The following is a 25,038-nucleotide window of genomic DNA, read 5'->3' as shown; positions in this document are numbered from 1 at the left end:
ACCTTGCTGTTGATAACCGCCTTGTTGGTATTGGCGATAGAATCCACCTTGGGTAAATTGGCGAGCCGCAATTTCCATTGCCAGCATTTGCTCAAACTGCATACGGGAAAGACCAAGTTCTTCGGCTACCACATAAAGCACTTCTTTTTCTGACTCATGTAATTGAGAATCAGCAAAGGCAGCCTGCACTTGCACGTGTAAGAACATTCTCAGTAAGTCAGCACGTTGTCCACATCCAATGCGGAATTCACGAATCACCTGGCGTAAAGGGAAATCGGCTTCTTTACCGCGACGAAAGGCCTCTTGAGCGAGTTTGCGATGGCTCTCATCTAATTGCATCTGGTTCATCAACTGATTCGCCAGTTGAATATCTTCTTCTGTCACACGACCTTTGGATTTACTTAAATGCCCAAGTACCGCAAAAGTAGTTTGCATAAAGAGTGCTTGTCGGGTCGTTTTTTTCTTAAAAAAGCTAGAGTTAACCGAACCAAGCTCATAGAGTTTTTTATCTGCGATAGAGCCTAAAATAAGTCCAGCGATGGCGCCGAAAAAGCCCCCCCATTTAAAACCGAGAAAAACGCCGATAATCTTTCCAAAAAAATACATTCTCTTCCCCTAAAGTGCGGTCAAAAGGTCTTTTGACAATAATGGGCAGACGCAAATGTCTGCCCTTACATTAATATGGCTTTATTCTTATTTTTCAAGTGATGAATTACACACCATAACTTTCACGATAAGCCCGCATCGCAGGTAAATATTGCTGATAATCGGGTTCTTTTTCAATGAATTGCATTAAATCATCCAAATCAATAATGGAAAGCACTTGGCATTGATAGTCGCGTTCCACTTCTTGGATGGCAGAAAGTTCCCCTTTGCCTTTTTCCTGACGATTTAAGGCAATAAAGACAGCGGCTAATTTCGCGTGATTGGCTTCAAGAAGTGCCATGGATTCACGAATGGCTGTGCCAGCTGTAATGACATCATCGACTAACAACACATTGCCGGTTAATGGGCTACCGATCAAATTACCGCCTTCACCGTGATCTTTGGCTTCTTTGCGATTAAAGCAAACAGGTGTATCACGGTTAAATTGATTGAATAGTGCAATGGAAACGCTCGTCGCAATCGGAATGCCTTTATAGGCAGGCCCAAAAATGACATCAAAATCGACCGCACTTGATTGAATCGCTTTCGCATAGAATTCACCTAAGAGAGCGAGATCTGCGCCAGTGCTGAATAATCCTGCATTAAAAAAGTAAGGACTTTTTCGACCTGATTTTAGTGCAAACTCGCCAAATTTAAGCACGTTACGGCTCAAGGCAAATTTAATAAATTCGATTTTGTAGCTTTCCATTTTTTGTTCCTATAAACCTAATGCTTCACGTTGTGCTGTGAAGATTTGTTCGCACCCTTGTTTGGCTAAGCCTAATAAGGTGAGTAATTCTTCGTGGCTGAATGGTTCGCCTTCTGCGGTACCTTGCACTTCGATCATGCGGCCATCTTCCATCATCACAACGTTCATATCTGTTTCGGCGGCTGAGTCTTCTACATATTCCAAATCACATACAGCCTCACCCTCAACAATTCCAACTGAAATTGCAGCAACGAGACCTTTGATTGGATTGGTTTTTAATGTGCCATTTGCAATTAAACCATTGATAGCATCACATAAAGCCACTGCTGCACCGGTGATAGACGCAGTTCTTGTACCGCCATCCGCTTGAATCACATCGCAGTCTAAGGTAATAGAACGTTCGCCAAGGGCCTCTAAGTCAACCATAGCACGTAATGAACGTGCGATTAAACGTTGAATTTCCATGGTACGTCCACCTTGTTTGCCTTTTGCGGCCTCACGTTGCATACGGCTGTGTGTAGAGCGTGGCAACATGCCATATTCTGCTGTCACCCAACCTTGATTTTGTCCTTTTAAGAAACGCGGTACGCTTTCATCAACACTCGCCGTACATAATACTTTAGTATCACCAAATTCCACTAATACTGAGCCTTCAGCATGTTTCGTGTAATTACGGGTGATTTTGATTGGACGAGATTGATGATTTTCACGATTATTTGGACGCATTCTGAATTCCTTTATTTTATTGATAAAAAAGCGTGCTTATTTTAGCACGCTTTTTAGTGTTTTATGGATTTGCTTGTTCAAACTCACGAATTTTATTAAACACATCTTGTAAATCTGTACCATAGTTAATTTTTTGCAATTCAGGCACAGAGTTAGATTTTACTAACATTCTGAGTGGTTGGAATTGCATATTGCACAAGTAGATTTGTTGATGTGGCAACATATGCTGTACAAAATGAGTGAGTGCATGAATACCGCCGGTATCCAGCACAGTCACGGCATCGCATTGCAACACGATATGTTTGATCTCGTGATCCGTATGGACGGTTTTATCATGCAAATCCGCAAAGAGTTTATCCGCCGCAGCAAAGAATAGTGGACCGCTGATACGATAAGCTAATACATCATTTAAATCTTCTGGTGCAGGTTGTTCAATCGCTTTTGTCATTTCTGCAATGGTGCGGATAAATAAGAGGCTCGCCAATAATACGCCGACAGAGATAGCGATCACCATATCAAATAACACGGTGAGAATTAAGCAAGTGAACAACACTGCAATTTCATTTTTTGTTGAGCGACGCGCTAAACGAATGATTTCAGGTACATTCGCCATATGCCAAGCTACCATTAATAGCAATGCAGCCATAGAAGAGAGTGGCAAATAAGACAGGGCATTGGCAAAGAATAATAGCGAGAACAAGACTAATAGAGCATGAATGACACTGGCTATTGGTGATACCGCTCCAGATTTAACATTGGCTGCAGAACGTGCAATTGCTGCAGTTGCCGTAATTCCGCCTAAGAATGGTGAAATAATATTACCTAAACCTTGGGCGAGTAATTCATTATTGGAATGATGTTTGGTATCCGTCATATTATCTAAGATGACCGCACAAAGTAGCGATTCAATCGCGCCTAATACAGCCATTGAAAAGGCGGCAGGCAAGATATCTTGTATGCGATCAAAATTCCAATTGATGACTTCACCTTGTGCATTAGGAATATTCCAAGGTAAGGCAAATTCAGGCAAGACATTAGGAATACCATGTCCTGTTGTGCCATCAGATAAGGTATATTGGAATGCCGTACCAATAGTTTCAACCGAGAAGCCAAATTGCCCTAAGGCTAATGCCATGAGTGTCCCAATAATGACCGCAGGTAAATGACCTGGCACAGGTAAACGAAGCTTATGCCATTGGGTGAGTACAAATAAGGTGACCACACCAACCGCAGTGTCTGCCCAGTTAATTGTCGGAAGTGCGGTCAAAATAGCTTGCACTTTTTCAATATAGTGAGGTGGCATCTGAGTAATGTCTAAACCTAAGAAATCTTTGATTTGCAAGGTGCCGATGGTGATCCCAATCCCGCAGGTAAAGCCAAGTGTAACGGGGAGAGGAATGTACTCAATGAGTCGTCCCAATCGAGACAACGCCATGATGACTAAAATAATTCCCGAAAGTAACGTTGCCATGAGTAATCCGCTGAGCCCAAATTGTTGGGTGACGGGATATAAAATCACGACAAATGCGGCGGTTGGACCTGAAATATTAAAACGCGATCCACCGGTTAACGCAATTACGATCCCCGCTACGATAGCGGTATAAAGACCGTGTTGTGGTGGCACACCGCTAGCAATGGCTAAAGCCATGGAAAGTGGAATCGCAATGACGCCCACGGTGAGACCCGCGATAATATCTTTAATCAATTTTTGTTTTCCGTAACCTTCACGGAAAGATTCTTTCAATGCGCTAAATGGTTTTACGGTCAAAAACACATTTTTAGAAAAGAGTGATTTGATATGCATAAAAATACGATGATAGAAAAAAGATAGTTTATATTTTAGCTAAACGGGACAGGATTTTTTATGTTCTAGCTCAAAAAACTTGACTAATCTTGGATAAATCTTTATATTTCACGCACTTCAAAACGGTGAGATGTCCGAGTGGTTGAAGGAGCACGCCTGGAAAGCGTGTATGTGCGAAAGTGCATCGGGGGTTCGAATCCCCCTCTCACCGCCATTCAAATTACAATCCTTTATAAATATCCCGATCATTTTTTAAATCATAGATTCCGATATTTTATGGATATAAAAAAGCACGCATTAAGCGTGCTTTTGTTATTTATACGAGTATTTAGTTAGCGCCAACGTATCCCAACACCTGCACCCGCACCAAAATCACCACGGCTACTTGCAGTACCGCCTACTTTAAATAGCAGTTTACCATTATCAGATGCACGAGAATAACCGACTGCTAGTGCACTTTCATTACGGAAAGTTCCTGCACCTACACCAAGCACGCTTTCCCCAGAGGTAATAGCTTGAGGTACTTGTGTTAATGCAATGGCACTTGAAATACCTGCGCGTAATTTTTTCACGTTGTGTTTCAAATCTGAGCGTAATGATTCAGTAGAACGTGTCATTTCAGAGCGTAAATCAGAAATCTCTTTTGTATTTGTCATCACTTGATTTGATAAGTGATCTAAACGTGAAGCGTTATTCGCAATATTTTGCACGTTATTGTTTACTTTATCAGCAAGTGCTTTGGTGTTTTGAGTATTACTTGATGAATTATGGCTGATTCTATTTTTTAGATCATCGATATCAGTTCTGTTCGTTTGAATATTGTTTGTATTATTTTTTACTTGGTTATCTAGGTTATTTAGATTTTTTTGGGTATCCCTAACTCGCTCTTCTACACCCGTGATACGATTATCTAAGTCCTTACGATTCTCCGTAATTCGCTCATCTAAATCTTTGCGGTTTTCAGTAATTCTTTCATCCAGTGCACGGCGATCTTCAGTAATGCGACCATCTAAACGACCAACTTCATCATTGATGCGATTGTTTAGATTTTTATCTGTTTGGTTTAAACGTTCATCAACGCCAGTAATACGATTATTTAAATCTTTCTGAGCATTGGTGATGCGATCATCAAGACGACCCACTTCAGTTGTTACACGATTATCAATTTCAGTTTGAGTATTCGTAATTCGTTCATCTAATGCTCGGCGATTTTCTGTGATATCTTTATCTAAACGTCCCACTTCGTCATTAATGCGGTTGTTGAGATTTTTATCTGTTTCATTAATACGATCATTTAAATTTTTGTCCGTTTGATTAAGTCGAACATCGACACCCGTGATGCGATCGTCAAGTTCTTTACGCTCATTTGTAATTCGATTATCAAGAATTGAACGAGTTTCAGTAATACGCTCGTCGAGTCTTCCTACTTGAGTATAAACTTCAGTTTTTGTAGCGGTATCTTCTGCAAAAGCAAGAGATGCACTTCCAAATAAACATACAAATAATAATGTTTTTTTCATTAGGTTTAATTCCTTTAAAAAAATATCCGAAATATCATAAAAGTTTCATTTGGTATGAAACGAAATGAATAATACTGGTATGAAATAATTTGGTAAATGTTTTAACGTGAAAATTTACAAGGATTTACATTGTAAAACAATAACTTATGATTTTATTAGGTGATTTTGTTTTTTGCGAATGTATATAATGGCACGCCCTAAAGGATTCGAACCTTTGACCCACGCCTTAGAAGGGCGTTGCTCTATCCAGCTGAGCTAAGGGCGCATTTTAAGGGTTACATCTTTTGTATGGAATTTCGAGGGAAATATAAAAGAAGTGGTCGGCGAGATAGGATTTGAACCTACGACCCACTGGTCCCAAACCAGTTGCGCTACCAAGCTGCGCTACTCGCCGACGATTGAGCACAATTATAGTGAGCTTTTCTTTTCAGTCAATTAATTTTTTAGATTCCTCTTTCAATTGCTCAAAATTATTCCAGTTTTTCAACCGCAATTTTGTTGTCTTTGTAAAATAAGGCGTTGTCAGTTAAAATAGCAAACGTTTACTTAATGCCATCTTGAGGAAAAAATGCATGACTGCTCAAATTATTTCAGGTACTGAACTATCAAAAAAAATCAAATCGGATGTTGCCAATAAAATTGAACATTATCGTGCTCAAGGTAAACGTGCACCAGGACTTGCGGTAATTTTGGTGGGGGCAGATCCCGCTTCTCAAGTCTATGTAGGCAGTAAACGAAAAAGTTGTGAGGAAATCGGGATGGTTTCAAAATCCTATGATTTGCCTGAAACAACGTCGGAAGCAGAACTACTGCAACTGATAGATCAATTGAATGCGGATGAAACGATTGATGGTATTCTCGTGCAACTTCCATTGCCTGAACAAATTAATAGCACATCAGTGATTGAGCGTATTAGTCCTGAAAAAGATGTGGATGGTTTCCACCCTTATAATGTGGGGCGTTTATGTCAGCGTATTCCAACTTTACGTGCTTGCACCCCTTATGGCGTGATGAAATTATTAGAAACCACGGGCATTGATTTACACGGTAAGCATGCGGTGATCGTTGGTGCATCAAATATTGTGGGACGCCCGATGTCACTTGAACTGTTGTTGGCTGGTGCTACTGTCACGGTGACACACCGTTTTACCAAAGATTTAGAGCATCATATTCGTCAGGCGGATGTTTTAGTCGTGGCTGTGGGCAAGCCTCGTTTTATTCCAGGCGATTGGATTAAAGAAGGGGCAACAGTCATTGATGTGGGGATTAACCGTATCAATGGTAAATTAGTCGGTGACGTGGAATATGATGTGGCGATACAAAAAGCGGCTTATATTACACCAGTACCGGGTGGAGTAGGGCCAATGACGGTTGCCATGCTGATGTTTAATACACTTTATGCTTATGAGCATAACAATCAACTCGTTTAAGAAATGAAAAAAGTGCAGTTAAATTTAACCGCACTTTTGCATTAATGTAATTTCAATCTTGGTTTTAAATAGTGGTTAAGTTTATCCACTAAAATAATCAAGCCAATCTTAATACATCCATGCAAAGCATGTTGATGCATACGATATAAAGATACATACGCAAATTGCGCAAATTTACCTTGAACAGTCAGTGGGTTTTTCCCAAATTTATTTGAAATGCTACCCAATGCGGTAAAGCTTGAAAGAGAAACCAAGGTTCCTTTATCGTTATATTTGAATGCTTTTAATGGTTTTTGCTCAAAAAGTGCAAAGATGTTTTTCGCACAAGCTTTTGCCATTTGGTGTGCCGCTTGCGCTCTTGGCGGGACTAATTTACCGTTTGGTTGCATTAATGCTGCACAGTCACCAATGGCAAAAATACTATCATCCACCGTGGTTTGAAGAGTGTCTTTTACCACTAATTGATTGATGCGGTTGAGCTCTAATCCATCGAATTGCTGCGTCACCGTAGAGGTGCGAACACCTGCCGCCCATACAATCAGATCAGCTTTGATTTCTTCCCCATCTTTGGTGATAAGCGTGTTAGGTTGGGCTTCTGTGATCATCGTATTTAATTTCACGTTTGCACCCATTTCTTGCAATTCATCTAATACTGCCGCAGATAAATTTTCAGGTAGAGCAGGTAATAAGCGCGGACCTGCTTCAACTAAGGTGACTTGCAAGCAAGAATTATCAATTTTACCGTAGCCGTAAGAAGATAAGTCTTCAGTCGCATGATAAAGTTCAGCAGTTAATTCCACACCAGTTGCGCCGCCACCAACAATCGCAATATTGACTTTGTTTTCATCCACTAGTTTTTGTTTAAACTCTTCTTCACCGATATCATCTAATGCACGGTTCTCAGAGAATTTAAGGAATAATTCCAACATTCTTTGTTGAAAACGAAGCGCTTGATCAGAGCTATCTAAGAAAATACAGTTATCGGCGACGCCTTTTGTATTGAAATCATTCGATTTACTGCCGATTGCAATCACTAAGTAGTCATAAGGAATACGGCGCGCAACCACAAGCATATCGCCTTCTTGCCCATAAACAGGGGCAAGCTCAACATATTTTTGTTCACGATTAATGCGTGTGATTGAGCCTTGCTCGAAGCTAAAATGATGGTTTTTACCGTGAGCACGATAGCTCAGAGAATCCATACCATCATCCATGACACCTGTTGCAATTTCATGTAATAGAGGTTTCCACAAGTGGGTCGCATTGCGGTCAACAAGCGTTACTTTAGCTTGTTTCTTACGACCTAATTTGTCACCTAAAAATGTCGCTAATTCAATGCCGCCAGCGCCACCACCAACGATCACGACGTTTTTCATAAAGTTCTCCTAAAAGAAAAATTGTTAAAAATGTTAAACTAATGTAATGATAGCATAACAAATAAACAAGACGAAAAAATTTAATGGAAATTGACCGCACTTTATTGATGACAGCGATCGTAAAGCGGTTGTAATTGTTGGATGGTTTGCGTGATAAATAAAACAGGATCAATTTGGCTTAGTTGATCTTTTTCAATACTTTTCCCAATACACCAAAAATCGTCCTCTGAACGCAAGAGAAGATCTTTTTCAGAAATGCTCTTCACCTGGCGAAAATCATCATATTCGCTTTCATCTTCTCGCCAAATATCAAATCAGCAAATTGTTTGAAATTAAATTGATCAAGCCACTGATTATATTGTTGTACATTAATTTGTGAGCGATCTGCACGATAGCAATGCCAATCTAAACACACTCTTAACCGACGACGATTTAATAGCACCGAAAAAATGGCTGCAGAATTCTGATTAAACTCATATTTAAAATAAGCGAAGAAATGCGCGCGGACTTGCCAACCATTGGTCCAACTTTCAATATGCGGTTTTGCAAAAGGCATGCCGAGTTGCTTTGCAACTTCTTGGATAATCGCTTTCCAATTATCCCAATGTAATTTGTAATTAGCTTTGAGCGCAGGAATATCTTCCGGACAAAATTTCTTCATCTGGGCGAATTGGTAGAAAGGAATATTGAACAGTTCGCAAGATTCAGCATTAAGTGAGAGCATCGTGTTTCCTTAAAAATCACAGTAATTTTTGACCGCACTTTGTGTGAAGAGCTGTTTATCTTCCCAACGCAACAGAGTCATTCGATTATTCCACACACAACCTGTATCTAAGGCATAAATACCTTGAGGGAGATTCTCATCGACTAAACTTGCCCAGTGCCCAAATACAATCGGGATCTGTTTATAAAGAGGATTATCCAAATTAAACCAAGGTATAAGCTCCGCCGGTGCATCTTTCAAAGAGGATTTACAGGCAAAATCAAAGCGATGATCTGAATAGCAAAAACGCATTCGAGTGAACGCATTAATAATGTAACGATGACGTGCTAAGTCCTGCAAATCTGGCGACCAACGATCGGGTTGTTCTGAATACATATTTTCAATGAGATAATGAAAATCGCCATGCTGTAAAATCTGTTCCACTTCAGCAGCACAAGATTTCGCGGTTTCCAAATCCCAATCTGGCGAAATGCCTGCATGCGCCATTAGAAAGTTTAATTTTTCATTATGCACAAGTAAGGGTTGATGGCGTAACCAGTCAATGAGTTCATCAAAATCGGGCGCATTAAAAATAGCATCGACACGATCACGAGGCTTCACTTTTTTAATACCCAGTGCGGTTGCAATTAGATGCAGATCGTGATTACCAAGGACAGTCTGCGCCGCACTTCCAAGTGATTTTACAAAACGAAGACATTCAAGTGATTTATCTCCACGCGCCACGAGATCTCCCACAAGATAAAGTTTATCTTGCACAGGATTGAAGTTTACTCGTTCTAATAAAAGCCGTAATTCATCATAACAGCCTTGTAAATCACCGACGAAATAGGTTGCCATTTTTGACCGCTCTTTTACTCTTCTGAATCTAAGATTTCATCTTTATTGATATCAGCTGGTGGATTATCCGCCAACCAGTTCGCTAGGCGTGCATAATCTGCGATAGCTAAATTTTCTGCTCGTGCATTTAAATCAATACCAAGTGCGGTCAGATCTTCGGCTGAAAATAATGTTGAAAGCGCATTACGCAATGTTTTACGGCGTTGGTTGAAAGCTTGAGAACAAACACGGTTCAGCCAATATAAATCTTTTACAGGGTGCGGCAATTCTTTATGTGGAATTAAACGCACAACAGCTGAATCTACTTTCGGTGCAGGTTTGAAGGCCGAAGGTGGCACTTCAAGTACAGGCATCACTTGGCAGAAATATTGCGCCATGATGGTTAAACGCCCGTAAGCTTTGCTATTTGGGCCTGCGCATAAGCGTTTTACCACTTCTTTTTGTAGCATGAAGTGCATGTCTTGAATCACATCGTGATACTTAAATAAGTGGAACATCAATGGGGTAGAAATGTTGTAAGGCAAGTTACCAAATACGCGTAACTTCTGACCTTTTTCTGCTAAATTCTCTTTTGTATAAAGCTCACCAAAATCAAATTGCATCGCATCCGTTTCAATGACGGTGAGCTTTTGATGTAAAAATGGATGATGACGTAAACGTTCGGCAAGATCTCGGTCAAGCTCGATCACCGTAAGATGATCGACAAGCTCTCCAACAGGCTCCGTTAATGCACCAAGCCCTGGGCCAATTTCTACTAAGAATTGATTGGGTTGTGGGTGAATTGCCGACACGATCCCTTGAATGACGGAGGTATCATGTAAAAAGTTTTGTCCGAAGCGTTTACGGGCTGTATGACCTAAGTGTTTTTTTGAATTCATAAAAATAATCTAATAAATGATAAAGTTTGTGGCAGGCATCTTTAAATATCTAGCCATTCTGGTTTTATTTCTCTCGGGGAGATCTCATTAACATTATCGTAGTAATGAATAATATAGCATACATTCTTAGAATTGGGATGCCAGTGCGTAAAATTTTCTTTGTCTTGCGAGTAAAAACAAATCATAGGTTTATTTAACCCCGAAGCGATATGAACCGTTGATGTATCAACCGAAATAAGTAGAGCACAGTTTCTAATCAACTCAATTGTATGATAGATCGTTGTGTGAGGATTTGGATAAACAAATACATCATTAAATTGATTAGCGATTCTACTTAAATGCTCATAAGTATCAGGTGTTGCAAGTAAGATTAGCTGATGTTTATTCGAGTCTCTAATATATGTTAAATAATCTACAATGTGAGAGTCATCAAACTTTCTATTTTTGCCATTTCCATAGAAGTTAATTGTAATAAAGTTATTTAACTTGTTGTCCGTAATAAACTTAAGAATTTCTTCTTTAATTAAGTCATCTTGCGGAATGTCATAGCGATCATCACTTAGACTGATATTTGACTGAGCTAAAGCTTCTTTGTAAATTTCTGAAAAATGGCCGTCTTTAGTAATATTTATATTAAAAATATTATAATCTGCTTTTCTATAGCCGATATAATTACGGGCATTGAGTATTCTCAATAGCAACAAGTCTCGGTTTCTAAGTACAAGAGTTGGATCAATGACAACATCGTATCTTTCTTTTCTAATAAACAGTGCCGTCTTGATGTAGTCGAGAATGTTTCTTTTCTTTACAAGATAAATCTCATCAATGTGATGGTTTCTTTGAAACAGATAAGCGTTCTGTTTCGTGCAGATGACACCGATTTTTATCAACGGGTTAAATTTCTTTATTTCCCGAAAAACAAAAGAACTAACGATATAGTCGCCAATTTTCCCATCTTGTCGCAAAAATAAGAAACTCTTAGGATGTTTTAAACTTTGGGGATTGGCTGATCTTGATGATTTATCGAGTATCCATTTCCCTATTTTTAACCTTAGTGCTTTTAGCTTATTCATATCGATGTTCAATTTTGTCTATTTCTGAGTCACTGTTTAATCCTCTAAATACACATGGTGGTTCAATGCCATAGGCATCAACACGTGTTTTTTGGATTAATCCCGTCAGATAATCAGCAGGCAGTCTTATTGGATAAGCGTAGTTAAGTAATTTTTTAGCGCCCGATAATGTAATTAAATAAGCGGTTGCATAGATAATACATCTTCTTGAATTTTTTGAAGGTGACTTGTAATGTGCAAGTCTATATCCTTCCACAATCCGTTTCTTAAAGAAATGGGATTTAACTTTTCCGTGATCAAAAAAGATCAGCTCATGATTTTTATTAATTTTATTGAGCGTATCCTCAATAATTTCCTTAAAGTGCTGTGAAACGATCGCATCGTCTTCAAGAATAATGGCACTTTTAATATTGTTTTCTACCATGTGCTCATAAACTTTAATATGGCTTATTGCACAGCCAATTTCGCCGAGCGTTAAGGCCTTAGGTGATAAATAGTGTTTCGGATAGAAATCATAATCGACAGATTCTAATACAGAGGCAGGAAGTTTTTTCCCATCTGTCGCATCAAAAAAACTAAAGTCTAACCCCAAACCAGAAAGGCGCTTAGCAATATTTTCTCTTCTTGTTGAATGTTTTAAACTAATTACAATTATTTTAGGTATAGCCATAAATAACCCTTGGGTTGAAGTTATTGTTTTACATGCAGATTAACGAACATTATAGTAAAGTTTGCTTTAGCTTTTTAGTAGGTAGGGTGCCACCTTGGGAAAGGTAATACCGCATAAGGCTACATCTTGGCCTCGTATGCTAAATTAAATTCTTTATCTAATCGACTTTAGTGGAACATTATAATCGAATTATTAAAAAAATAATGTGCATTTAAACAAAATACCATTTTAATCTTTCGTCTAACATTAAAAACGGCTATAATTCGCCCGTTTTTCATTTATAACCGTAAGAAGTGCGGTCAAAAAAATCATAATTTTAGAGGATAAAATGGCAAAAGAAGATTGCATTGAAATGCAAGGCACAATTTTGGAAACCTTACCAAATACCATGTTCCGTGTTGAGTTAGAAAATGGTCACGTGGTGACTGCACATATTTCTGGCAAAATGCGTAAAAACTATATTCGTATCTTAACGGGCGATAAAGTAACTGTAGAAATGACACCTTATGACTTAAGCAAAGGTCGTATCATTTTCCGTAGCCGTTAATTTAGAAATGAAAAGAAAAGCCGATATGTTGATATCGGCTTTTTTTGTTTGAAAAGCATACAAATTATTTGAAGTCTGAAAAAAAATCTGTATAATCAGCGCCCTTAGCCACGTTCATTTTTTCGTTCCTTGCCTTTGCAGATTGGTGGCTAATCTACGTCAAAGGCTGATTAACCCGTAAGGAGCAGTAATGCGTCACTACGAAATCGTGTTTATGGTTCATCCGGACCAAAGCGAGCAAGTACCAGGTATGATCGAACGTTACACAGGTTCTGTAAAAGAAGCTGGTGGTCAAGTTCATCGCCTAGAAGATTGGGGTCGTCGTCAATTAGCGTACCCAATTAACAAATTACACAAAGCACACTATGTGCTTATGAATGTAGAAGCGCCTCAACAAGTCATCGACGAGCTAGAAACGACTTTCCGTTATAACGATGCTGTATTACGCAGTCTTGTTATCCATACTAAGCACGCCGTAACCGAAGCGTCCCCAATGAAAGCGGCTAAAGAAGAACGTAAACCTTTAGCTGAAGTTGAAAACAACGATTTTGAGGATGCTGAAGAGTAATTCAAAACTTGATAATCGCTTCTCGTTAATCGGCACAGTGTGTCAATTACCCAAGCGAAGCAAAAGCCCTAATGGGATTGCGCATTGCCAATTTTGGCTGGAACATCGTTCCGAACAAGTCGAAAGTGGTTTATCACGCCAAGCGTGGTTAAAGATGGCAGTTCAAGTCAGTGGCAATCAGTTAATAGAAAAAACTCAAAGCATTACGGTCGGCAGTAAACTTCTTGTGGTGGGGTTTATAACTTCACATAAAACCTCAAATGGTTTAACGCAGTTAGTATTGCATGCCGAGCAAATCGAATTTATAGATTAGGAGACAGCCAAATGGCACGTTATTTCCGTCGTCGTAAGTTCTGCCGTTTTACAGCGGAAAATGTTGTTGAAATCGATTACAAAGATATCGCTACATTAAAGAACTACATTTCTGAAAGCGGCAAAATTGTACCAAGCCGCATTACCGGTACTCGTGCGAAGTACCAACGCCAATTAGCACGCGCAATCAAACGCGCTCGTTATTTAGCGTTATTACCTTACTCTGATTCTCATCACAATTAAGAAGGAGTTAGGAAATGCAAGTAATTCTTTTAGATAAAATCGTTCACCTAGGTAACGTAGGTGATCAAGTTAATGTTAAATCTGGTTTCGCTCGTAACTTCTTAATCCCACAAGGTAAAGCAGTTATGGCAACTAAAGCTAACATTGAACACTTTGAAGCACGTCGTGCAGAGTTAGAAGCAGCGGCAGCAGCAAGTTTAGCAGCAGCTCAAGCTCGTGCAGCACAAGTGACTGCATTAGGTTCTGTAACTATCGCATCTAAAGCTGGTGAGGAAGGCCGTTTATTCGGTGCAATCACTACTCGTGATGTAGCAGAAGCAGTAACTGCAGCAGGCGTTGAAATTGCGAAAAGCGAAGTTCGTTTACCAAACGGTCCAATCCGTACTCTTGGTGACCACGATGTTCGTTTCCAACTTCACGGCGAAGTATTTGCAACATTAGATGTTATCGTTGTTGCAGAATAATTATCAAAGTTTTTGATAAAAGAAAACCCGACATAATGTCGGGTTTTTTGTTTTTCTAGATTAAGAAAATATTTGGTTATTCGTTGAGAATAAAAAAGTGCGGTCATTTTTGACCGCACTTTTATTATCAATTTAGTGTTTTAAATTACAAACCTAATACAGCAAATAACACCCAGATTGTGTAAATCATGGCTAAGCCGTAAAAGATAAATCCGCCTGCTGGTACGTGGATTTTAAGATCGTGCATCGCATGATGGATACGGTGTAAGCCACACCACATAGGGAAAATTGTTAAAACTAAGATAACTAATTTTCCGATCCAAGAATAAGCGAATGTAATTAGGTTATGTGGATCAATTAATCCAAATGGTAACAATAAACCAAGGATTAAGATCACAACAGGGAAGAAAATCGCACTGACAGTCCCGCCAGCACCAAACATCAACCATACTGGTGGTTCACCAGAGCGTTTTGGATTTTGATTGACCATTTTTTCTCTCCCTACATATAAACTAAAATTAATGCGATAACACTAATCACAGCTGTCACTGCCCAAAGTGCATTTCTTAACACGTGATGTGGTAAACGTTCATTTTTAACAATGATGTTCATCACTTTTGGTGTCATCACGAAATAAGTTGCAGTGTGATATAAAGTCGCAATTAATGTAATGATATTTAAGATCACTACAATTGGATTTCTTAAGAAGCTAATGAAATCAATAATGCCTAGACCTGGTACAGGATTGCTTGCAAGGCAAAGTACACCGTAAAGCAATACGATACAGAACCATACAGCAAAGATAGAAGTTGCTTCACGTACCATATACGCTTTGTAGAAATCCAATTTTTGCCACCAAGTAGCCGTCATTGGGCGAACATATTTTTTGCGTTTACTTACTGTTACTGACATATTCTTCCCCTTAGCCTTTTGGTTTTAGCATTGAGATAACATAATCTTTGGCACTTTCCACTTTGCCTTGGTTGATCGCAGAAGCTGGATCCACGTGTTTTGGACAGACTTCAGAACAATAACCAACGAAAGTACAGCTCCAAACACCGTTTTTACCATTTAATAATGGCATACGTTGTGCTTTACCATGGTCACGGTTATCAAGGTTGTAACGGTGTGCCATTGTAATCGCTGCAGGGCCTAAGAATTCAGGGTTTAAACCAAATTGTGGACAAGCCGCATAGCATAAACCACAGTTGATACACATTGAGAATTGACGATATTTTTCAAGTTGTGCTGGTGTTTGTTTAGTACGGCTTACTTGCAATTCTTTTGATGGATGTGGTTTACCATCTAATGCTGGTGCTTCGTTACCAATAATATAAGGTTTAATTGCCTCTAAACTTTCGATAAAGTGGCTTAAATCAACCACTAAGTCGCGTTCAATAGGGAAGTTTGCTAATGGTTCAATACGCATATGGCCACTGTAATCACGTAAGAACGTTTTACAAGCCAATTTAGGTTTGTTATTCACCATCATCCCACAAGAACCGCAGATCGCCATACGGCAAGACCAGCGATAAGAAAGAGACGGTTCAAGTTTATCTTTAATGTAACCTAACGCATCTAAAAGAGAAGTTTGGTTATCATAAGGTACTTGATAAGAGCTTAAATGTGGCTCTTGATCATTTTCTGGGTTGTAGCGTAATACTTCTACAGTCATTACTGGTGAATTAGCCATTTGCTTGCTCCTTAGCTTTCGCAGCCGCTTCTGCCGCTTCTGCTTCAGCACCATAAACACGTTTTGCTGGTTGAGATTTAGTGATTTTCACCGGGCTGTATTCAATACGCGGTGCATCATCGCCATTGTAGTAAGCAAGGGTGTGTTTTAAATAATTCACATCATCACGTTCAGTGTAGTCTAAGCGTTGGTGTGCACCACGAGACTCTTTACGTTCAATTGCAGAGTTGGCAATAGATTGCGCCACATCAAGAATGTAACCTAATTCTACGGTGTAAAGCACATCGGTATTGAATACGCTTGAACGGTCTGCAACACGAATACGTTTATAACGTTCTTTAAGCTCAGCAATTTTATCTACTGCTTTTTGCATGCTTTCTTGGTCACGGTAGATACCACAACCTTCTTCCATTACGGTACCCATTTCGTCACGGATTTCAGACCAAGATTCATTACCTTCTTGGTTATAAAGTGCTTCAAGGCGAGCCACAACATCTTGTGCTTGTGCATCAACTGCTGCACGGTTTGCTGGTTGTGCTTCTGCTGCACGTTGTGCGGCATATTCACCTGCAACACGGCCTAAAACTACTAATTCTGCAAGCGAGTTAGAACCTAAACGGTTTGCACCATGTAAACCAGAAGACGCACATTCACCCACAGCAAATAAACCTTTAATACGAGTTTCGCTGTTGAAATCGACTTCGATACCACCCATGGTGTAGTGAACAACTGGACGAACTGGAATTGGTTCATTAACTGGGTTTACACCTTCATAAGCACTTGCTAATTCACAAATGAATGGAAGACGCTCATGTAAATATTTTTCACCTAAGTGACGTAAGTCAAGGTGAACCACATCAACACCTTTTGCCGTTTTTAAGGTGTTGCCTTTTCTCCATTCTTGCCAGAATGCTTGTGAAACTTTATCACGCGGACCAAGTTCCATATATTTGTTTTCAGGTTTACCGATTGGGGTTTCAGGACCTAGACCATAGTCTTGTAAATAACGGTAGCCGTTTTTATTCACTAAGATACCGCCTTCACCACGACAACCTTCAGTCATTAAGATACCGGTGTTCGGTAAGCCGGTTGGGTGGTATTGGACGAATTCCATATCACGAAGAGGAACACCATGACGATATGCCATTGATAAACCATCACCGGTTACGATACCGCCGTTGGTATTGAATTTAAATGCACGACAGCCACCGCCAGTTGCAATCACAACTGCATTTGCGTTGATTTGAACAAGTGAGCCTTCCATCATATTCATCGCCACCATACCGCGAGCATGGCCATCATCAACTAAGATGTCTAAAACGAAGTGTTCGTCAAAACGTTGAATTTGTGGATATTGAATGGAAGTTTGGAAAAGGGTATGTAATAAGTGGAAACCGGTTTTATCTGCCGCGAACCAAGTACGCTCGATTTTCATCCCACCGAAACGACGCACGTTTACATCGCCATCTGCTTTACGGCTCCAAGGGCAGCCCCAACGTTCAAGTTGAGTCATTTCCACTGGAGAATGTTCAACGAAGTATTCCACCACATCTTGTTCACATAACCAGTCACCACCGGCAACGGTATCGTGGAAGTGTTTATCGTAGGAATCTTCCTCTTTAATTACTGCGGCCGCACCACCTTCTGCTGCAACCGTATGGCTACGCATAGGATAAACCTTAGAAACTAATGCGATCTTTAAGTTAGGGTTTGCTTCTGCTGCTGCAATTGCTGCACGTAAACCGCCGCCACCAGCGCCAACAATAGCAATATCGACATTAACCGTTTGCACGATATCCTCCAATCAATAGAAAGTAAAAAAATAAAACGCCCTAAATTAATAGGGGCATGTTGTCATTCTGCCATTTTTGTTTACAAATTAGTAACTTTTTTTCTGGAATAAACGGACAAAATACCAAAAGTGTGATCTAACTCAAAAAAGTTAGTTTTTTATATATTTATAGATGATAACCGTTTGCGTTTAAGAATGATTTAGTCGGATTATTGAGTTAAAAATCACTCTTGTTTACAATAGCCTAATTCATTTTAAAGGTGAAAACGGAGAAAAAAATGACCGCACTTAGCGATAAAAAAACAGAATGGCAACCTTCCGCTTCAATTAAAAACTTATTGGCGCGAGCCAAAATCATTGCGGATATTCGTCAGTTCTTTACTGAACGTGGATTATTAGAAGTGGAAACGCCCGTTTTAAGTGAATTTGGCGTAACGGATCTTCACCTTTCCACCTTTAATACCGAATTTGTTGCCCCTTTTGATGAACTCTCAAAAACACTCTGGCTTTCTACCAGTCCGGAATATCACATGAAGCGTTTACTGGCGGCGGGCAGTGGACCGATCTTTCAAATTGGCAAAGTGTTTCGTAATGAAGAAGCGGGCAATCGCCATAATCCGGAATTCACCATGCTTGAATGGTATCGACCGCACTTTGACATGTATCGTCTGATGAATGAAGTGGATGATTTGTTACAACAGATCCTCGATTGTAAACCGGCAGAAACCTTAAGTTATCAGTTTGTTTTCCAAGAATATGTCGGATTAGATCCATTATCAGCCACTCGTCAAGAATTGGTGGAAGCAGCACGTAAACACAACTTTATGGCAGATGAAGATGAAGATCGTGATACCTTATTACAATTTCTATTCAGTGAAGTGGTGGAACCTAAAATTGGGCAAGAGGCGCCTGTTGCGGTTTATCATTTCCCTTCTTCCCAAGCCGCGCTTGCACAGCTTAGCCCAGAAGATAGCCGTGTGGCAGAACGTTTTGAGTTTTATTATAAAGGCTTAGAGTTAGCCAACGGTTTCCATGAGCTCACCGATGCACGCGAACAACAATACCGCTTTGAAAAAGACAATCGTCTACGGGAAAAAGCAGGCTTGCCACAACGTGAAATTGACTATCGTTTTCTGGGGGCATTACAAGCAGGCATCCCAAATACCTCTGGTGTGGCTTTAGGTGTGGATCGTTTAATTATGATTGCATTAGGCGCTGAAAGTATTAAAGAAGTGATTTCATTTTCGATAGAATGTGCTTAGTTTGCTCAAAAAGTATTCATTATTTCTTCTGAAATGAATAAAAAAGAAGAACAAATTGCTCAAAATAGAGCGATCATTGTATAGATAAAATTCTGAAAAGTTCGATGTGAAAGGATATTTTTGACTAAAAAATATCCTTTTTTGTTCAAAAAATGTGATCTTGATCCAATTTTAGAACATTGGTTTCGATCCTTCATTGACACTATAGGTTTATTTTGTAATATTTGCGACGTCTATTTCGGAGATTGAACTTTTTATGAAAAATTGCTTCAATCAAAAATCATAGGTAACAACCAAAAGGAATAACAATTATGAAAAAGACACTAGCAGCATTAATCGTTTCTGCAGTTGCGGCTTCAGCAGCAAACGCAGCAGTAGTTTATGATAACGAAGGTACTAAAGTTGAATTAAACGGTTCTCTTCGTTTAATCTTAGAAAAAGCGGATGCTAAAACGTATGACGCGGCAGGTAATTCAAAGAAAACTGCAAATTCCGCTTTACGTAACGCAGGTTCACGTTTCGGTATCACAGTAAAACACAACTTAGATAACGATTTCTATGCGTTAGGTCGTTTAGAATCCCGTTTTGATGATACAGAATCTCGTGACCAATTCGGTAGTCTTTATGCTAAACGTGCTTATGTAGGTTTAGGTAGCAAAGCAACTGGTGATATCACATTCGGTCGTCAATTAACTATCGCAGATGATTTAACCCAAGCAAATGACTATGAATATGGCTTTATTCCAAAAGGTAAATATATTCCAACTTCAGGCACTGGTGTAGTACGTTACGACTATAAAGGTATCGAAGGTTTACAATTAAGTGCAAACTATAACTTTGGTCAAACAAATAATGAAAAAGGTAAACCGCTTAATCCTGGTATCAAAAATGCTTACGCTGTAGGTGCATTATATACAGCAGGTGATTTAGATGCGCGTTTAGCTTATGGTCACACAAACTTTGAAACTGGTGCATCATACGCTCACCGTTTAGATGGTGTTTTAGCATCATTAGGCTATAAATTTGGTGATTTCACATTAACTGGTGACTTCGCTTATGGTCATGAAAAATTTGATGATGAAAAAACAAACAAATTCTATGTGGCTCCAGGTTTCGCATATCAAGTTCTTCCTGCGTCTAAAGTATATGGTAACTACCTATATGAACGCGTAAAAGGTGAAAACACTAAAGATAAAACTCACGGTTTCTTACTTGGTGCAGATTACAAACTTCATAAACAAGTTGTATTATTTGTAGAAGGCAAATATGTGACTACTAAAGAGTACGTTAACGATACTTACGATGGTAAAACTAAAGACAAAGCTATCGGTGTAGGTATGCGTGTATTCTTCTAATCTTTGATTAGATAAGAATCTAAAAAGGCGAATCGAAAGGTTCGCCTTTTTGTTTATTTTTTTAAATCTCCCCAACTTTTTTTAAATCTCCCCAACTCTTTTTAAATCTCCCCAACTCTTTTTAAATCTCCCCAAACCCCTCTTTACGAAAGAGGGGCTTTTTATTATTAGAGGAAAAGATGTCAAAAGTTTTGATAGATAAAATATTTAATTAGAAAATATCTATTAAGTGAGAATCGGAAAGCATTTATTTGCCATTAAAATCCCCCCTCTTTCGTAAAGAGGGGGCAGGGGGGAGATTTAACTACTGCAACTTATTTAAAATTAATTTCCCTCATCCCATTTTGCAAAAGAGGATTTTTTAATTTTATTAGAAATATCTTTAAGGGATAGTTAAGAACGGAGAGCATTTATTTGCCATTAAAATACCCCCTCTTTCGTAAAGAGGGGGCAGGGGGAGATTCACTACTTCAACTTATCCAAAACCAATTTCCCCATCATTTCAATATGTGCTTTTTCAGCATTCAATGCAGGGATGTAGTGATAAGATATACCACCGTGATTTAAGAACGTTTCTTTATTTTCAACCTCAATTTCTTCTAAGGTTTCTAAGCAATCCACCGAAAAACCTGGGCAAATTACCGCGATTTTTTGAATCCCTTGAGAAGCGGCTTTTTCTAAAAAGTGATCGGTATAAGGTTGTAACCACTCTTCACGGCCAAAGCGAGATTGGAAGGTCATATTCCATTGGTTTTCTGTGAGACCTAATTTATCCACAATGGCAATCGTGGTTTGTTTACAATGCTGACGATAATAATCGCCCATATTCTCATAACGTAATGGAATGCCATGATAAGAAAAAAGCAAAAACTCATCGGGTTTTAACCGCACTTTGATGGAATCCACCAACGCATTAATGTAGTTTTCATCAAGATGATAAGAATGAATAAACTCAAAAGGCACAATATTGCGTTCTTGTGCAATGACACGATTAAACGCATCGATTAATGCGCCTGTTGTGGTGCTAGAATATTGTGGATAAAGTGGCAACACAATCATGCGTTCTACATCATTTTTAAGTAAATTTTTGACCGCACTTTGCATCGAAGGATTGCCGTAAGTCATGGCAATTTCGACTTGTGCATTGATACCTTGTTCAGTCAAATAAGCTTGTAAACCGGCTTGTTGTTGCTTTGTAATGGCAAGCAAGGGAGAGCCTTGTTCTGTCCAAATAGCTTGATAATTTTGAGCAATGCGTTTAGAACGCATCGGTAAAATAATGGCTTTTAAAAGGGGATACCATTTCCAACGAGGCAAATCGACCACGCGGGGATCCATTAAAAAATCTGCTAAATAACGAGAGATCGCTGCGGGTTGAGGGGCATCAGGCGTACCAAGGTTCGCTAAAATGATGCCAATTTTTTGAGTTGTAGTCATAAATGTTTGATATAAAGCGTTAATCGAGAAACGCAGCAAAGTTTATCTTGTTCATCGCGAATGTCAATTTGCCAAACATGGATATTTTGACTTAAAGCAATTGGCGTTGCCTTTGCAGTAACAAAACCTTGTTTCACTGGGCGAAGATGATTGGCATTGATATCTAATCCCAAGGCAACTTGGCCTTCTTCTATACAGAGAAATCCAGCCAATGAACCAATGGTTTCAGCCAACGCCACAGACACACCACCATGCAATAAGCCGAAAGGCTGAGTGGTGCGATGATCAACCGGCATTTTTGCCTCAATCCAGTTTTCACCATAGGCAGAAATTTCAATACCTAAATGCCCAATAGCACAATCTTTCCCCATTTCGTTGAGCTGTTCAAGCGTGAATACTTTTTTCCAAATTGTCATGTACTTTTCCTTATCTTATTTGATGGCGTTAGTTTGATCTAATTCGATACTTTCGTAAAGAAAAAAGAAAGGCGAAGTTGTGCTTTTAGTATCTAAATATGTTTATTTTTTAAACAAAAATTTACATATCTTTAAAGTTTTTGTAAAAAACATCAGAAATCTTTACATATATTTACATAACTTAAGTTTTATCTTAATTAATTGTAATTTTTGGTAAATCCTTTTTATTATGCTTCCTTTTTGTACAAAGTTCGCTTAGAATAAGCTGTTCTGACCAGAAAGGAAGGGGAAACTATTGCCAAAATCTGTTGTCGCCGCCTTTCTGACGTTGAATTTTTCGGCGCTGTTGCATGAGTAACAGCTTCTTAACCATCCTAATAAAAGGAATAAATTTATATGAACAAAGTGTTTAAAGTTATTTGGAATCATGCTACACAAACGTGGACTGCAGTTTCTGAACTTGGGCATGCTAAAGGTAAAACCAAATCTAAAAAAATCGTTAAATTGACCGCACTTGCGGGTGCTGTTCTTGGTGTAGTGGGTACTGCTCAAGCTGCAGTGGATGTAGATTCTAGTTCTATTACGATTGCATCTAATCATCCAACAGCAAATGAAGCCACAAAAGGCAAACAAAATATTAATATCGGTACCGGTGCTAATACTTACAATACTTACAGAAGCGCAAATGGCAAAGTATCTCATGATGCAATTGCAATTGGTTCTAACGCAACAGGTACGGGCGATGCTGCAGTGGCTATTGGTTTGGAAGCTAGTGCAACAGAACAAAATGGTGTTGCTATCGGTCATAAGGCAAAAAATACTTCACAAAGCTCAGTAGCAATTGGTGAAAATGCAACATCAAGTAAAGATATGGATGTGGCAGTTGGTAAGGGTGCTGCAGCTTCAGGTGGTGAATCTCTTGCTTTTGGTTCTGAGGCTAACTCAAGTGCTAAAGCTGCGATTTCCGTTGGTAAATCATCTGTTGCAGCAGGTGATTCTGCGGTAGCGACAGGTTATTTGGCAAATGCAGGTGCGGCTAATACTGTTGCTACAGGTAAGAGTGCTACTGCGAGTGTTGATAATGCAGTTGCTGTTGGTGTGCAAACTAATGCTAGTGCTCGTAATGCCATGGCATTAGGTGGTTATTCTTCAGCTTCTGGTGAGCGTGCAACAGCAGTGGGTGCAGTATCAAAAGCATCAGGCACTGCTTCATTTGCGGGTGGTACATCTGCAAATGCTTCTGGTACAAACTCTGTAGCTATCGGTGGCTCAATGACTCCAGCTGATGCTGCACAAGCAACAGGTGCTAATACAACTGCGATTGGTACAGGTGCAAAAGCAGAAAAAGATAATGCGGTTGCATTAGGTTCAGGGTCTACGACATCTGATTTTGTTCCAACTAGTTCAGCAACTGTTGGCACTTTAACTTATAGTGGTTTTGCAGGTAGCAATAGTTCATTAGGTAATGGTGCTGTAGTGTCAGTAGGTGGTCCAGTAACTCCGACTAATCAACTAGGTTCTGCACGCCAAATTCAAAATGTAGCAGCAGGTCGAATTGATGCTGCTTCAACCGATGCAGTGAATGGTTCACAACTTTATGTTGTAGCAAGTAAATTAGATGAAAAAATTCATAACCATCACTGGATTGCGAGTGGTAACCAAACAGCGGGCGCTCAACATGCCAATACAAGTATTTATAACAATGGTGTTGTTGATTTCCAAAATGGTAACGGTACGATTGCAACCGTAACGAATGAAACGTTAGATCAAAGCACTGGAACCAAAAAAACAGTGGTTAAATACCACGCAAATATCGTAGCTGGTGATAACACAACAGTTGACTATAACGCTGATGGTTCAGTTAAAATTAGTGCGAATGTATCTGGCGGTACAGATACTACTGCGAAAGTGATAACGGGTTCTCCAAATGCATTAATTGTAACGAATACAACAACAGATAATGTAACAACTTATAATGTAAGTGTAAAAACAGGTGATATTTCTACTACAACCGCAGGTGCAGCTACCTATGATAAAGATGGTGACAATGCAGCGAGTGGTAATTATGGTTCTCGTTTAACTAACGTAAGTACCGTAACAAATATCGTGAATAATGTTTCATGGCATTTGAATTCTGAAGCGGTACCAGGGACAAGTGGTACACTTATCACTGGTAGTGATACTGAAGCTTCAAATGTTCGTGCATCAAACACCGTAAACATTAATGCGGGTGACAACATTGCAATCAAACGTAACGGTAATACCATTGAAATCAGCTCAACTGGTGGTGCTAAAGGTGATACCGGTGCAACAGGTGCGAAAGGTGATACCGGTGCAGCAGGTGCGAAAGGTGATACTGGTGCAGCAGGTGCGAAAGGTGATACTGGTGATAGCATCACTGGTGAAGTTGTAGATAACGGCGACGGTACTCATACTATCACTATCACTAATTTAGGTGATGGCTCAGTGACCACTACTATCGTAAAAGACGGTAAAGACGGTAAAAACGGTAAAGACGGTGCAACTGGTGCAGCAGGTAAAAACGCTGAAGCAAGTG

25 protein-coding genes, 3 tRNA genes and 1 pseudogene are annotated in these 25,038 nt (G+C 39.4%); 10 read left to right on the top strand and 19 right to left on the bottom strand.

Annotated features, from left to right (window positions below; translation table 11 throughout):
- From djlA to dauA, 4 genes are all read right to left on the bottom strand, one after another.
- On the bottom strand, positions 1 to 606 hold a 606-nt coding region (gene djlA, locus HMPREF2732_RS05385), incomplete at its 3' end, for a co-chaperone DjlA (protein ID WP_070591791.1).
- A gap of 106 nt (positions 607 to 712) precedes the next feature.
- Positions 713 to 1,354: an orotate phosphoribosyltransferase gene (pyrE, locus tag HMPREF2732_RS05380; RefSeq protein ID WP_070591789.1), complete on the bottom strand. Its 642-nt coding sequence runs from the start codon at positions 1,352 to 1,354 to the stop codon at positions 713 to 715.
- 9 nt (positions 1,355 to 1,363) lie between these two features.
- Complete coding sequence (gene rph / locus HMPREF2732_RS05375; protein WP_070591786.1) at positions 1,364 to 2,080, bottom strand: ribonuclease PH; 717 nt, start codon at positions 2,078 to 2,080, stop codon at positions 1,364 to 1,366.
- Positions 2,081 to 2,141: 61 nt separating this feature from the next.
- Positions 2,142 to 3,884, bottom strand: coding sequence for a C4-dicarboxylic acid transporter DauA (gene dauA, locus HMPREF2732_RS05370; protein ID WP_070591783.1), 1,743 nt, complete (start codon positions 3,882 to 3,884; stop codon positions 2,142 to 2,144).
- Positions 3,885 to 4,008: 124 nt separating this feature from the next.
- Between dauA and HMPREF2732_RS05365 the strand changes: the two genes are divergently transcribed.
- Positions 4,009 to 4,098, top strand: a tRNA-Ser gene (locus tag HMPREF2732_RS05365).
- A gap of 118 nt (positions 4,099 to 4,216) precedes the next feature.
- Here the strand turns inward: HMPREF2732_RS05365 and HMPREF2732_RS05360 are convergent.
- The 3 genes from HMPREF2732_RS05360 to HMPREF2732_RS05350 all read right to left on the bottom strand — a co-directional run bounded on the left by HMPREF2732_RS05360 (position 4,217) and on the right by HMPREF2732_RS05350 (position 5,798).
- A complete protein-coding gene (locus tag HMPREF2732_RS05360; RefSeq protein WP_070591781.1) occupies positions 4,217 to 5,404 on the bottom strand; it encodes a YadA-like family protein in 1,188 nt (395 codons plus the stop codon).
- A gap of 188 nt (positions 5,405 to 5,592) precedes the next feature.
- Positions 5,593 to 5,669, bottom strand: a tRNA-Arg gene (locus tag HMPREF2732_RS05355).
- Between the two features lie 52 nt (positions 5,670 to 5,721).
- Positions 5,722 to 5,798 (bottom strand) — tRNA-Pro (locus HMPREF2732_RS05350).
- 178 nt (positions 5,799 to 5,976) lie between these two features.
- Between HMPREF2732_RS05350 and folD the strand changes: the two genes are divergently transcribed.
- Positions 5,977 to 6,834, top strand: coding sequence for a bifunctional methylenetetrahydrofolate dehydrogenase/methenyltetrahydrofolate cyclohydrolase FolD (folD, locus tag HMPREF2732_RS05345; protein ID WP_049368810.1), 858 nt, complete (start codon positions 5,977 to 5,979; stop codon positions 6,832 to 6,834).
- Positions 6,835 to 6,875: 41 nt separating this feature from the next.
- Here folD and HMPREF2732_RS05340 read toward each other — a convergent pair whose 3' ends face one another.
- The 6 genes and pseudogenes from HMPREF2732_RS05340 to HMPREF2732_RS05315 form a co-directional block, all read right to left on the bottom strand.
- On the bottom strand, positions 6,876 to 8,210 hold the full coding sequence (locus HMPREF2732_RS05340) for an NAD(P)/FAD-dependent oxidoreductase (RefSeq protein ID WP_005698634.1): 1,335 nt from the start codon (positions 8,208 to 8,210) through the stop codon (positions 6,876 to 6,878).
- 101 nt (positions 8,211 to 8,311) lie between these two features.
- Positions 8,312 to 8,934 (bottom strand): annotated as a pseudogene (locus HMPREF2732_RS05335) (glucose-6-phosphate 1-dehydrogenase family protein).
- A gap of 9 nt (positions 8,935 to 8,943) precedes the next feature.
- Positions 8,944 to 9,771 (bottom strand): bis(5'-nucleosyl)-tetraphosphatase (symmetrical) ApaH, encoded by an 828-nt coding sequence (gene apaH / locus HMPREF2732_RS05330; protein WP_070591778.1) that lies wholly within the window; start codon positions 9,769 to 9,771, stop codon positions 8,944 to 8,946.
- 14 nt (positions 9,772 to 9,785) lie between these two features.
- Positions 9,786 to 10,649 (bottom strand): 16S rRNA (adenine(1518)-N(6)/adenine(1519)-N(6))-dimethyltransferase RsmA, encoded by an 864-nt coding sequence (gene rsmA, locus HMPREF2732_RS05325; RefSeq protein ID WP_070591774.1) that lies wholly within the window; start codon positions 10,647 to 10,649, stop codon positions 9,786 to 9,788.
- A gap of 41 nt (positions 10,650 to 10,690) precedes the next feature.
- Entirely contained in the window at positions 10,691 to 11,722 is a 1,032-nt protein-coding gene (locus tag HMPREF2732_RS05320) for a glycosyltransferase family 9 protein (protein WP_070591772.1), read from the bottom strand.
- Entirely contained in the window at positions 11,715 to 12,392 is a 678-nt protein-coding gene (locus HMPREF2732_RS05315; RefSeq protein WP_049383890.1) for a glycosyltransferase family 25 protein, read from the bottom strand. Before HMPREF2732_RS05315 ends, HMPREF2732_RS05320 begins: the two co-directional genes overlap by 8 nt.
- Before the next feature lie 328 nt (positions 12,393 to 12,720).
- Here HMPREF2732_RS05315 and infA point away from each other — a divergent pair, with 328 nt between their 5' ends.
- The 5 genes from infA (at position 12,721) to rplI (ending at position 14,526) form a co-directional block, all read left to right on the top strand.
- The gene (gene infA, locus HMPREF2732_RS05310; protein WP_005627617.1) at positions 12,721 to 12,939 is read left to right on the top strand and encodes a translation initiation factor IF-1; all 219 of its coding nucleotides are present in this window, start codon (positions 12,721 to 12,723) and stop codon (positions 12,937 to 12,939) included.
- Positions 12,940 to 13,129: 190 nt separating this feature from the next.
- The gene (gene rpsF / locus HMPREF2732_RS05305) at positions 13,130 to 13,507 is read left to right on the top strand and encodes a 30S ribosomal protein S6 (protein WP_005627620.1); all 378 of its coding nucleotides are present in this window, start codon (positions 13,130 to 13,132) and stop codon (positions 13,505 to 13,507) included.
- Positions 13,494 to 13,820 carry a primosomal replication protein N gene (priB, locus tag HMPREF2732_RS05300; protein ID WP_070591770.1) on the top strand — a complete coding sequence of 109 codons (327 nt, stop codon included), beginning with the start codon at positions 13,494 to 13,496 and terminating at the stop codon, positions 13,818 to 13,820. The genes rpsF and priB overlap by 14 nt, the downstream gene beginning before the upstream one ends.
- Before the next feature lie 11 nt (positions 13,821 to 13,831).
- Complete coding sequence (gene rpsR / locus HMPREF2732_RS05295) at positions 13,832 to 14,062, top strand: 30S ribosomal protein S18 (protein ID WP_005696867.1); 231 nt, start codon at positions 13,832 to 13,834, stop codon at positions 14,060 to 14,062.
- A 14-nt stretch (positions 14,063 to 14,076) separates the two neighbouring features.
- Positions 14,077 to 14,526 carry a 50S ribosomal protein L9 gene (rplI, locus tag HMPREF2732_RS05290; protein ID WP_005698599.1) on the top strand — a complete coding sequence of 150 codons (450 nt, stop codon included), beginning with the start codon at positions 14,077 to 14,079 and terminating at the stop codon, positions 14,524 to 14,526.
- 145 nt (positions 14,527 to 14,671) lie between these two features.
- Here the strand turns inward: rplI and frdD are convergent, their stop codons facing one another.
- From frdD to frdA, 4 genes are read right to left on the bottom strand one after another with little or no spacing between them, the layout of a single operon-like run.
- Positions 14,672 to 15,016 (bottom strand): fumarate reductase subunit FrdD, encoded by a 345-nt coding sequence (frdD, locus tag HMPREF2732_RS05285; protein ID WP_070591767.1) that lies wholly within the window; start codon positions 15,014 to 15,016, stop codon positions 14,672 to 14,674.
- Between the two features lie 11 nt (positions 15,017 to 15,027).
- Positions 15,028 to 15,438: a fumarate reductase subunit FrdC gene (gene frdC, locus HMPREF2732_RS05280; protein ID WP_049383891.1), complete on the bottom strand. Its 411-nt coding sequence runs from the start codon at positions 15,436 to 15,438 to the stop codon at positions 15,028 to 15,030.
- 10 nt (positions 15,439 to 15,448) lie between these two features.
- Positions 15,449 to 16,219 carry a succinate dehydrogenase/fumarate reductase iron-sulfur subunit gene (locus HMPREF2732_RS05275; protein ID WP_005696861.1) on the bottom strand — a complete coding sequence of 257 codons (771 nt, stop codon included), beginning with the start codon at positions 16,217 to 16,219 and terminating at the stop codon, positions 15,449 to 15,451.
- Positions 16,212 to 18,011: a fumarate reductase (quinol) flavoprotein subunit gene (frdA, locus tag HMPREF2732_RS05270; RefSeq protein ID WP_070591765.1), complete on the bottom strand. Its 1,800-nt coding sequence runs from the start codon at positions 18,009 to 18,011 to the stop codon at positions 16,212 to 16,214. Before frdA ends, HMPREF2732_RS05275 begins: the two co-directional genes overlap by 8 nt.
- Before the next feature lie 278 nt (positions 18,012 to 18,289).
- Here frdA and epmA point away from each other — a divergent pair, with 278 nt between their 5' ends.
- Both epmA and HMPREF2732_RS05260 read left to right on the top strand, forming a co-directional pair.
- Positions 18,290 to 19,273 carry an elongation factor P--(R)-beta-lysine ligase gene (gene epmA, locus HMPREF2732_RS05265; protein ID WP_049368818.1) on the top strand — a complete coding sequence of 328 codons (984 nt, stop codon included), beginning with the start codon at positions 18,290 to 18,292 and terminating at the stop codon, positions 19,271 to 19,273.
- A 311-nt stretch (positions 19,274 to 19,584) separates the two neighbouring features.
- Entirely contained in the window at positions 19,585 to 20,628 is a 1,044-nt protein-coding gene (locus HMPREF2732_RS05260; protein ID WP_070591762.1) for a porin, read from the top strand.
- A 465-nt stretch (positions 20,629 to 21,093) separates the two neighbouring features.
- On the opposite strand, the gene hemH is transcribed toward HMPREF2732_RS05260, so the two are convergent.
- Positions 21,094 to 22,065, bottom strand: coding sequence for a ferrochelatase (hemH, locus tag HMPREF2732_RS05255; protein WP_070591759.1), 972 nt, complete (start codon positions 22,063 to 22,065; stop codon positions 21,094 to 21,096).
- Positions 22,062 to 22,481 carry a hotdog fold thioesterase gene (locus tag HMPREF2732_RS05250; RefSeq protein ID WP_070591757.1) on the bottom strand — a complete coding sequence of 140 codons (420 nt, stop codon included), beginning with the start codon at positions 22,479 to 22,481 and terminating at the stop codon, positions 22,062 to 22,064. Before HMPREF2732_RS05250 ends, hemH begins: the two co-directional genes overlap by 4 nt.
- Positions 22,482 to 22,877: 396 nt before the next feature.
- Here HMPREF2732_RS05250 and HMPREF2732_RS05245 point away from each other — a divergent pair.
- On the top strand, positions 22,878 to 25,038 hold a 2,161-nt coding region (locus HMPREF2732_RS05245; protein WP_186821529.1), incomplete at its 3' end, for a beta strand repeat-containing protein.

The organism is Haemophilus sp. HMSC061E01 (assembly GCF_001810345.1).
Classification (GTDB): Bacteria; Pseudomonadota; Gammaproteobacteria; order Enterobacterales; family Pasteurellaceae; genus Haemophilus_D.
This window is presented reverse-complemented; position numbering and strand designations above follow the sequence as displayed.

Coding starts and splice junctions, on each gene's coding strand:
- pyrE (WP_070591789.1), bottom strand. CDS start 1,354: ATGGAAAGCTACAAAATCGAATTTATTAAATTTGCCTTGAGCCGTAAC.
- rph (WP_070591786.1), bottom strand. CDS start 2,080: ATGCGTCCAAATAATCGTGAAAATCATCAATCTCGTCCAATCAAAATC.
- dauA (WP_070591783.1), bottom strand. CDS start 3,884: ATGCATATCAAATCACTCTTTTCTAAAAATGTGTTTTTGACCGTAAAA.
- HMPREF2732_RS05360 (WP_070591781.1), bottom strand. CDS start 5,404: ATGAAAAAAACATTATTATTTGTATGTTTATTTGGAAGTGCATCTCTT.
- folD (WP_049368810.1), top strand. CDS start 5,977: ATGACTGCTCAAATTATTTCAGGTACTGAACTATCAAAAAAAATCAAA.
- HMPREF2732_RS05340 (WP_005698634.1), bottom strand. CDS start 8,210: ATGAAAAACGTCGTGATCGTTGGTGGTGGCGCTGGCGGCATTGAATTA.
- apaH (WP_070591778.1), bottom strand. CDS start 9,771: ATGGCAACCTATTTCGTCGGTGATTTACAAGGCTGTTATGATGAATTA.
- rsmA (WP_070591774.1), bottom strand. CDS start 10,649: ATGAATTCAAAAAAACACTTAGGTCATACAGCCCGTAAACGCTTCGGA.
- HMPREF2732_RS05320 (WP_070591772.1), bottom strand. CDS start 11,722: ATGAATAAGCTAAAAGCACTAAGGTTAAAAATAGGGAAATGGATACTC.
- HMPREF2732_RS05315 (WP_049383890.1), bottom strand. CDS start 12,392: ATGGCTATACCTAAAATAATTGTAATTAGTTTAAAACATTCAACAAGA.
- infA (WP_005627617.1), top strand. CDS start 12,721: ATGGCAAAAGAAGATTGCATTGAAATGCAAGGCACAATTTTGGAAACC.
- rpsF (WP_005627620.1), top strand. CDS start 13,130: ATGCGTCACTACGAAATCGTGTTTATGGTTCATCCGGACCAAAGCGAG.
- priB (WP_070591770.1), top strand. CDS start 13,494: ATGCTGAAGAGTAATTCAAAACTTGATAATCGCTTCTCGTTAATCGGC.
- rpsR (WP_005696867.1), top strand. CDS start 13,832: ATGGCACGTTATTTCCGTCGTCGTAAGTTCTGCCGTTTTACAGCGGAA.
- rplI (WP_005698599.1), top strand. CDS start 14,077: ATGCAAGTAATTCTTTTAGATAAAATCGTTCACCTAGGTAACGTAGGT.
- frdD (WP_070591767.1), bottom strand. CDS start 15,016: ATGGTCAATCAAAATCCAAAACGCTCTGGTGAACCACCAGTATGGTTG.
- frdC (WP_049383891.1), bottom strand. CDS start 15,438: ATGTCAGTAACAGTAAGTAAACGCAAAAAATATGTTCGCCCAATGACG.
- HMPREF2732_RS05275 (WP_005696861.1), bottom strand. CDS start 16,219: ATGGCTAATTCACCAGTAATGACTGTAGAAGTATTACGCTACAACCCA.
- epmA (WP_049368818.1), top strand. CDS start 18,290: ATGACCGCACTTAGCGATAAAAAAACAGAATGGCAACCTTCCGCTTCA.
- HMPREF2732_RS05260 (WP_070591762.1), top strand. CDS start 19,585: ATGAAAAAGACACTAGCAGCATTAATCGTTTCTGCAGTTGCGGCTTCA.
- hemH (WP_070591759.1), bottom strand. CDS start 22,065: ATGACTACAACTCAAAAAATTGGCATCATTTTAGCGAACCTTGGTACG.
- HMPREF2732_RS05250 (WP_070591757.1), bottom strand. CDS start 22,481: ATGACAATTTGGAAAAAAGTATTCACGCTTGAACAGCTCAACGAAATG.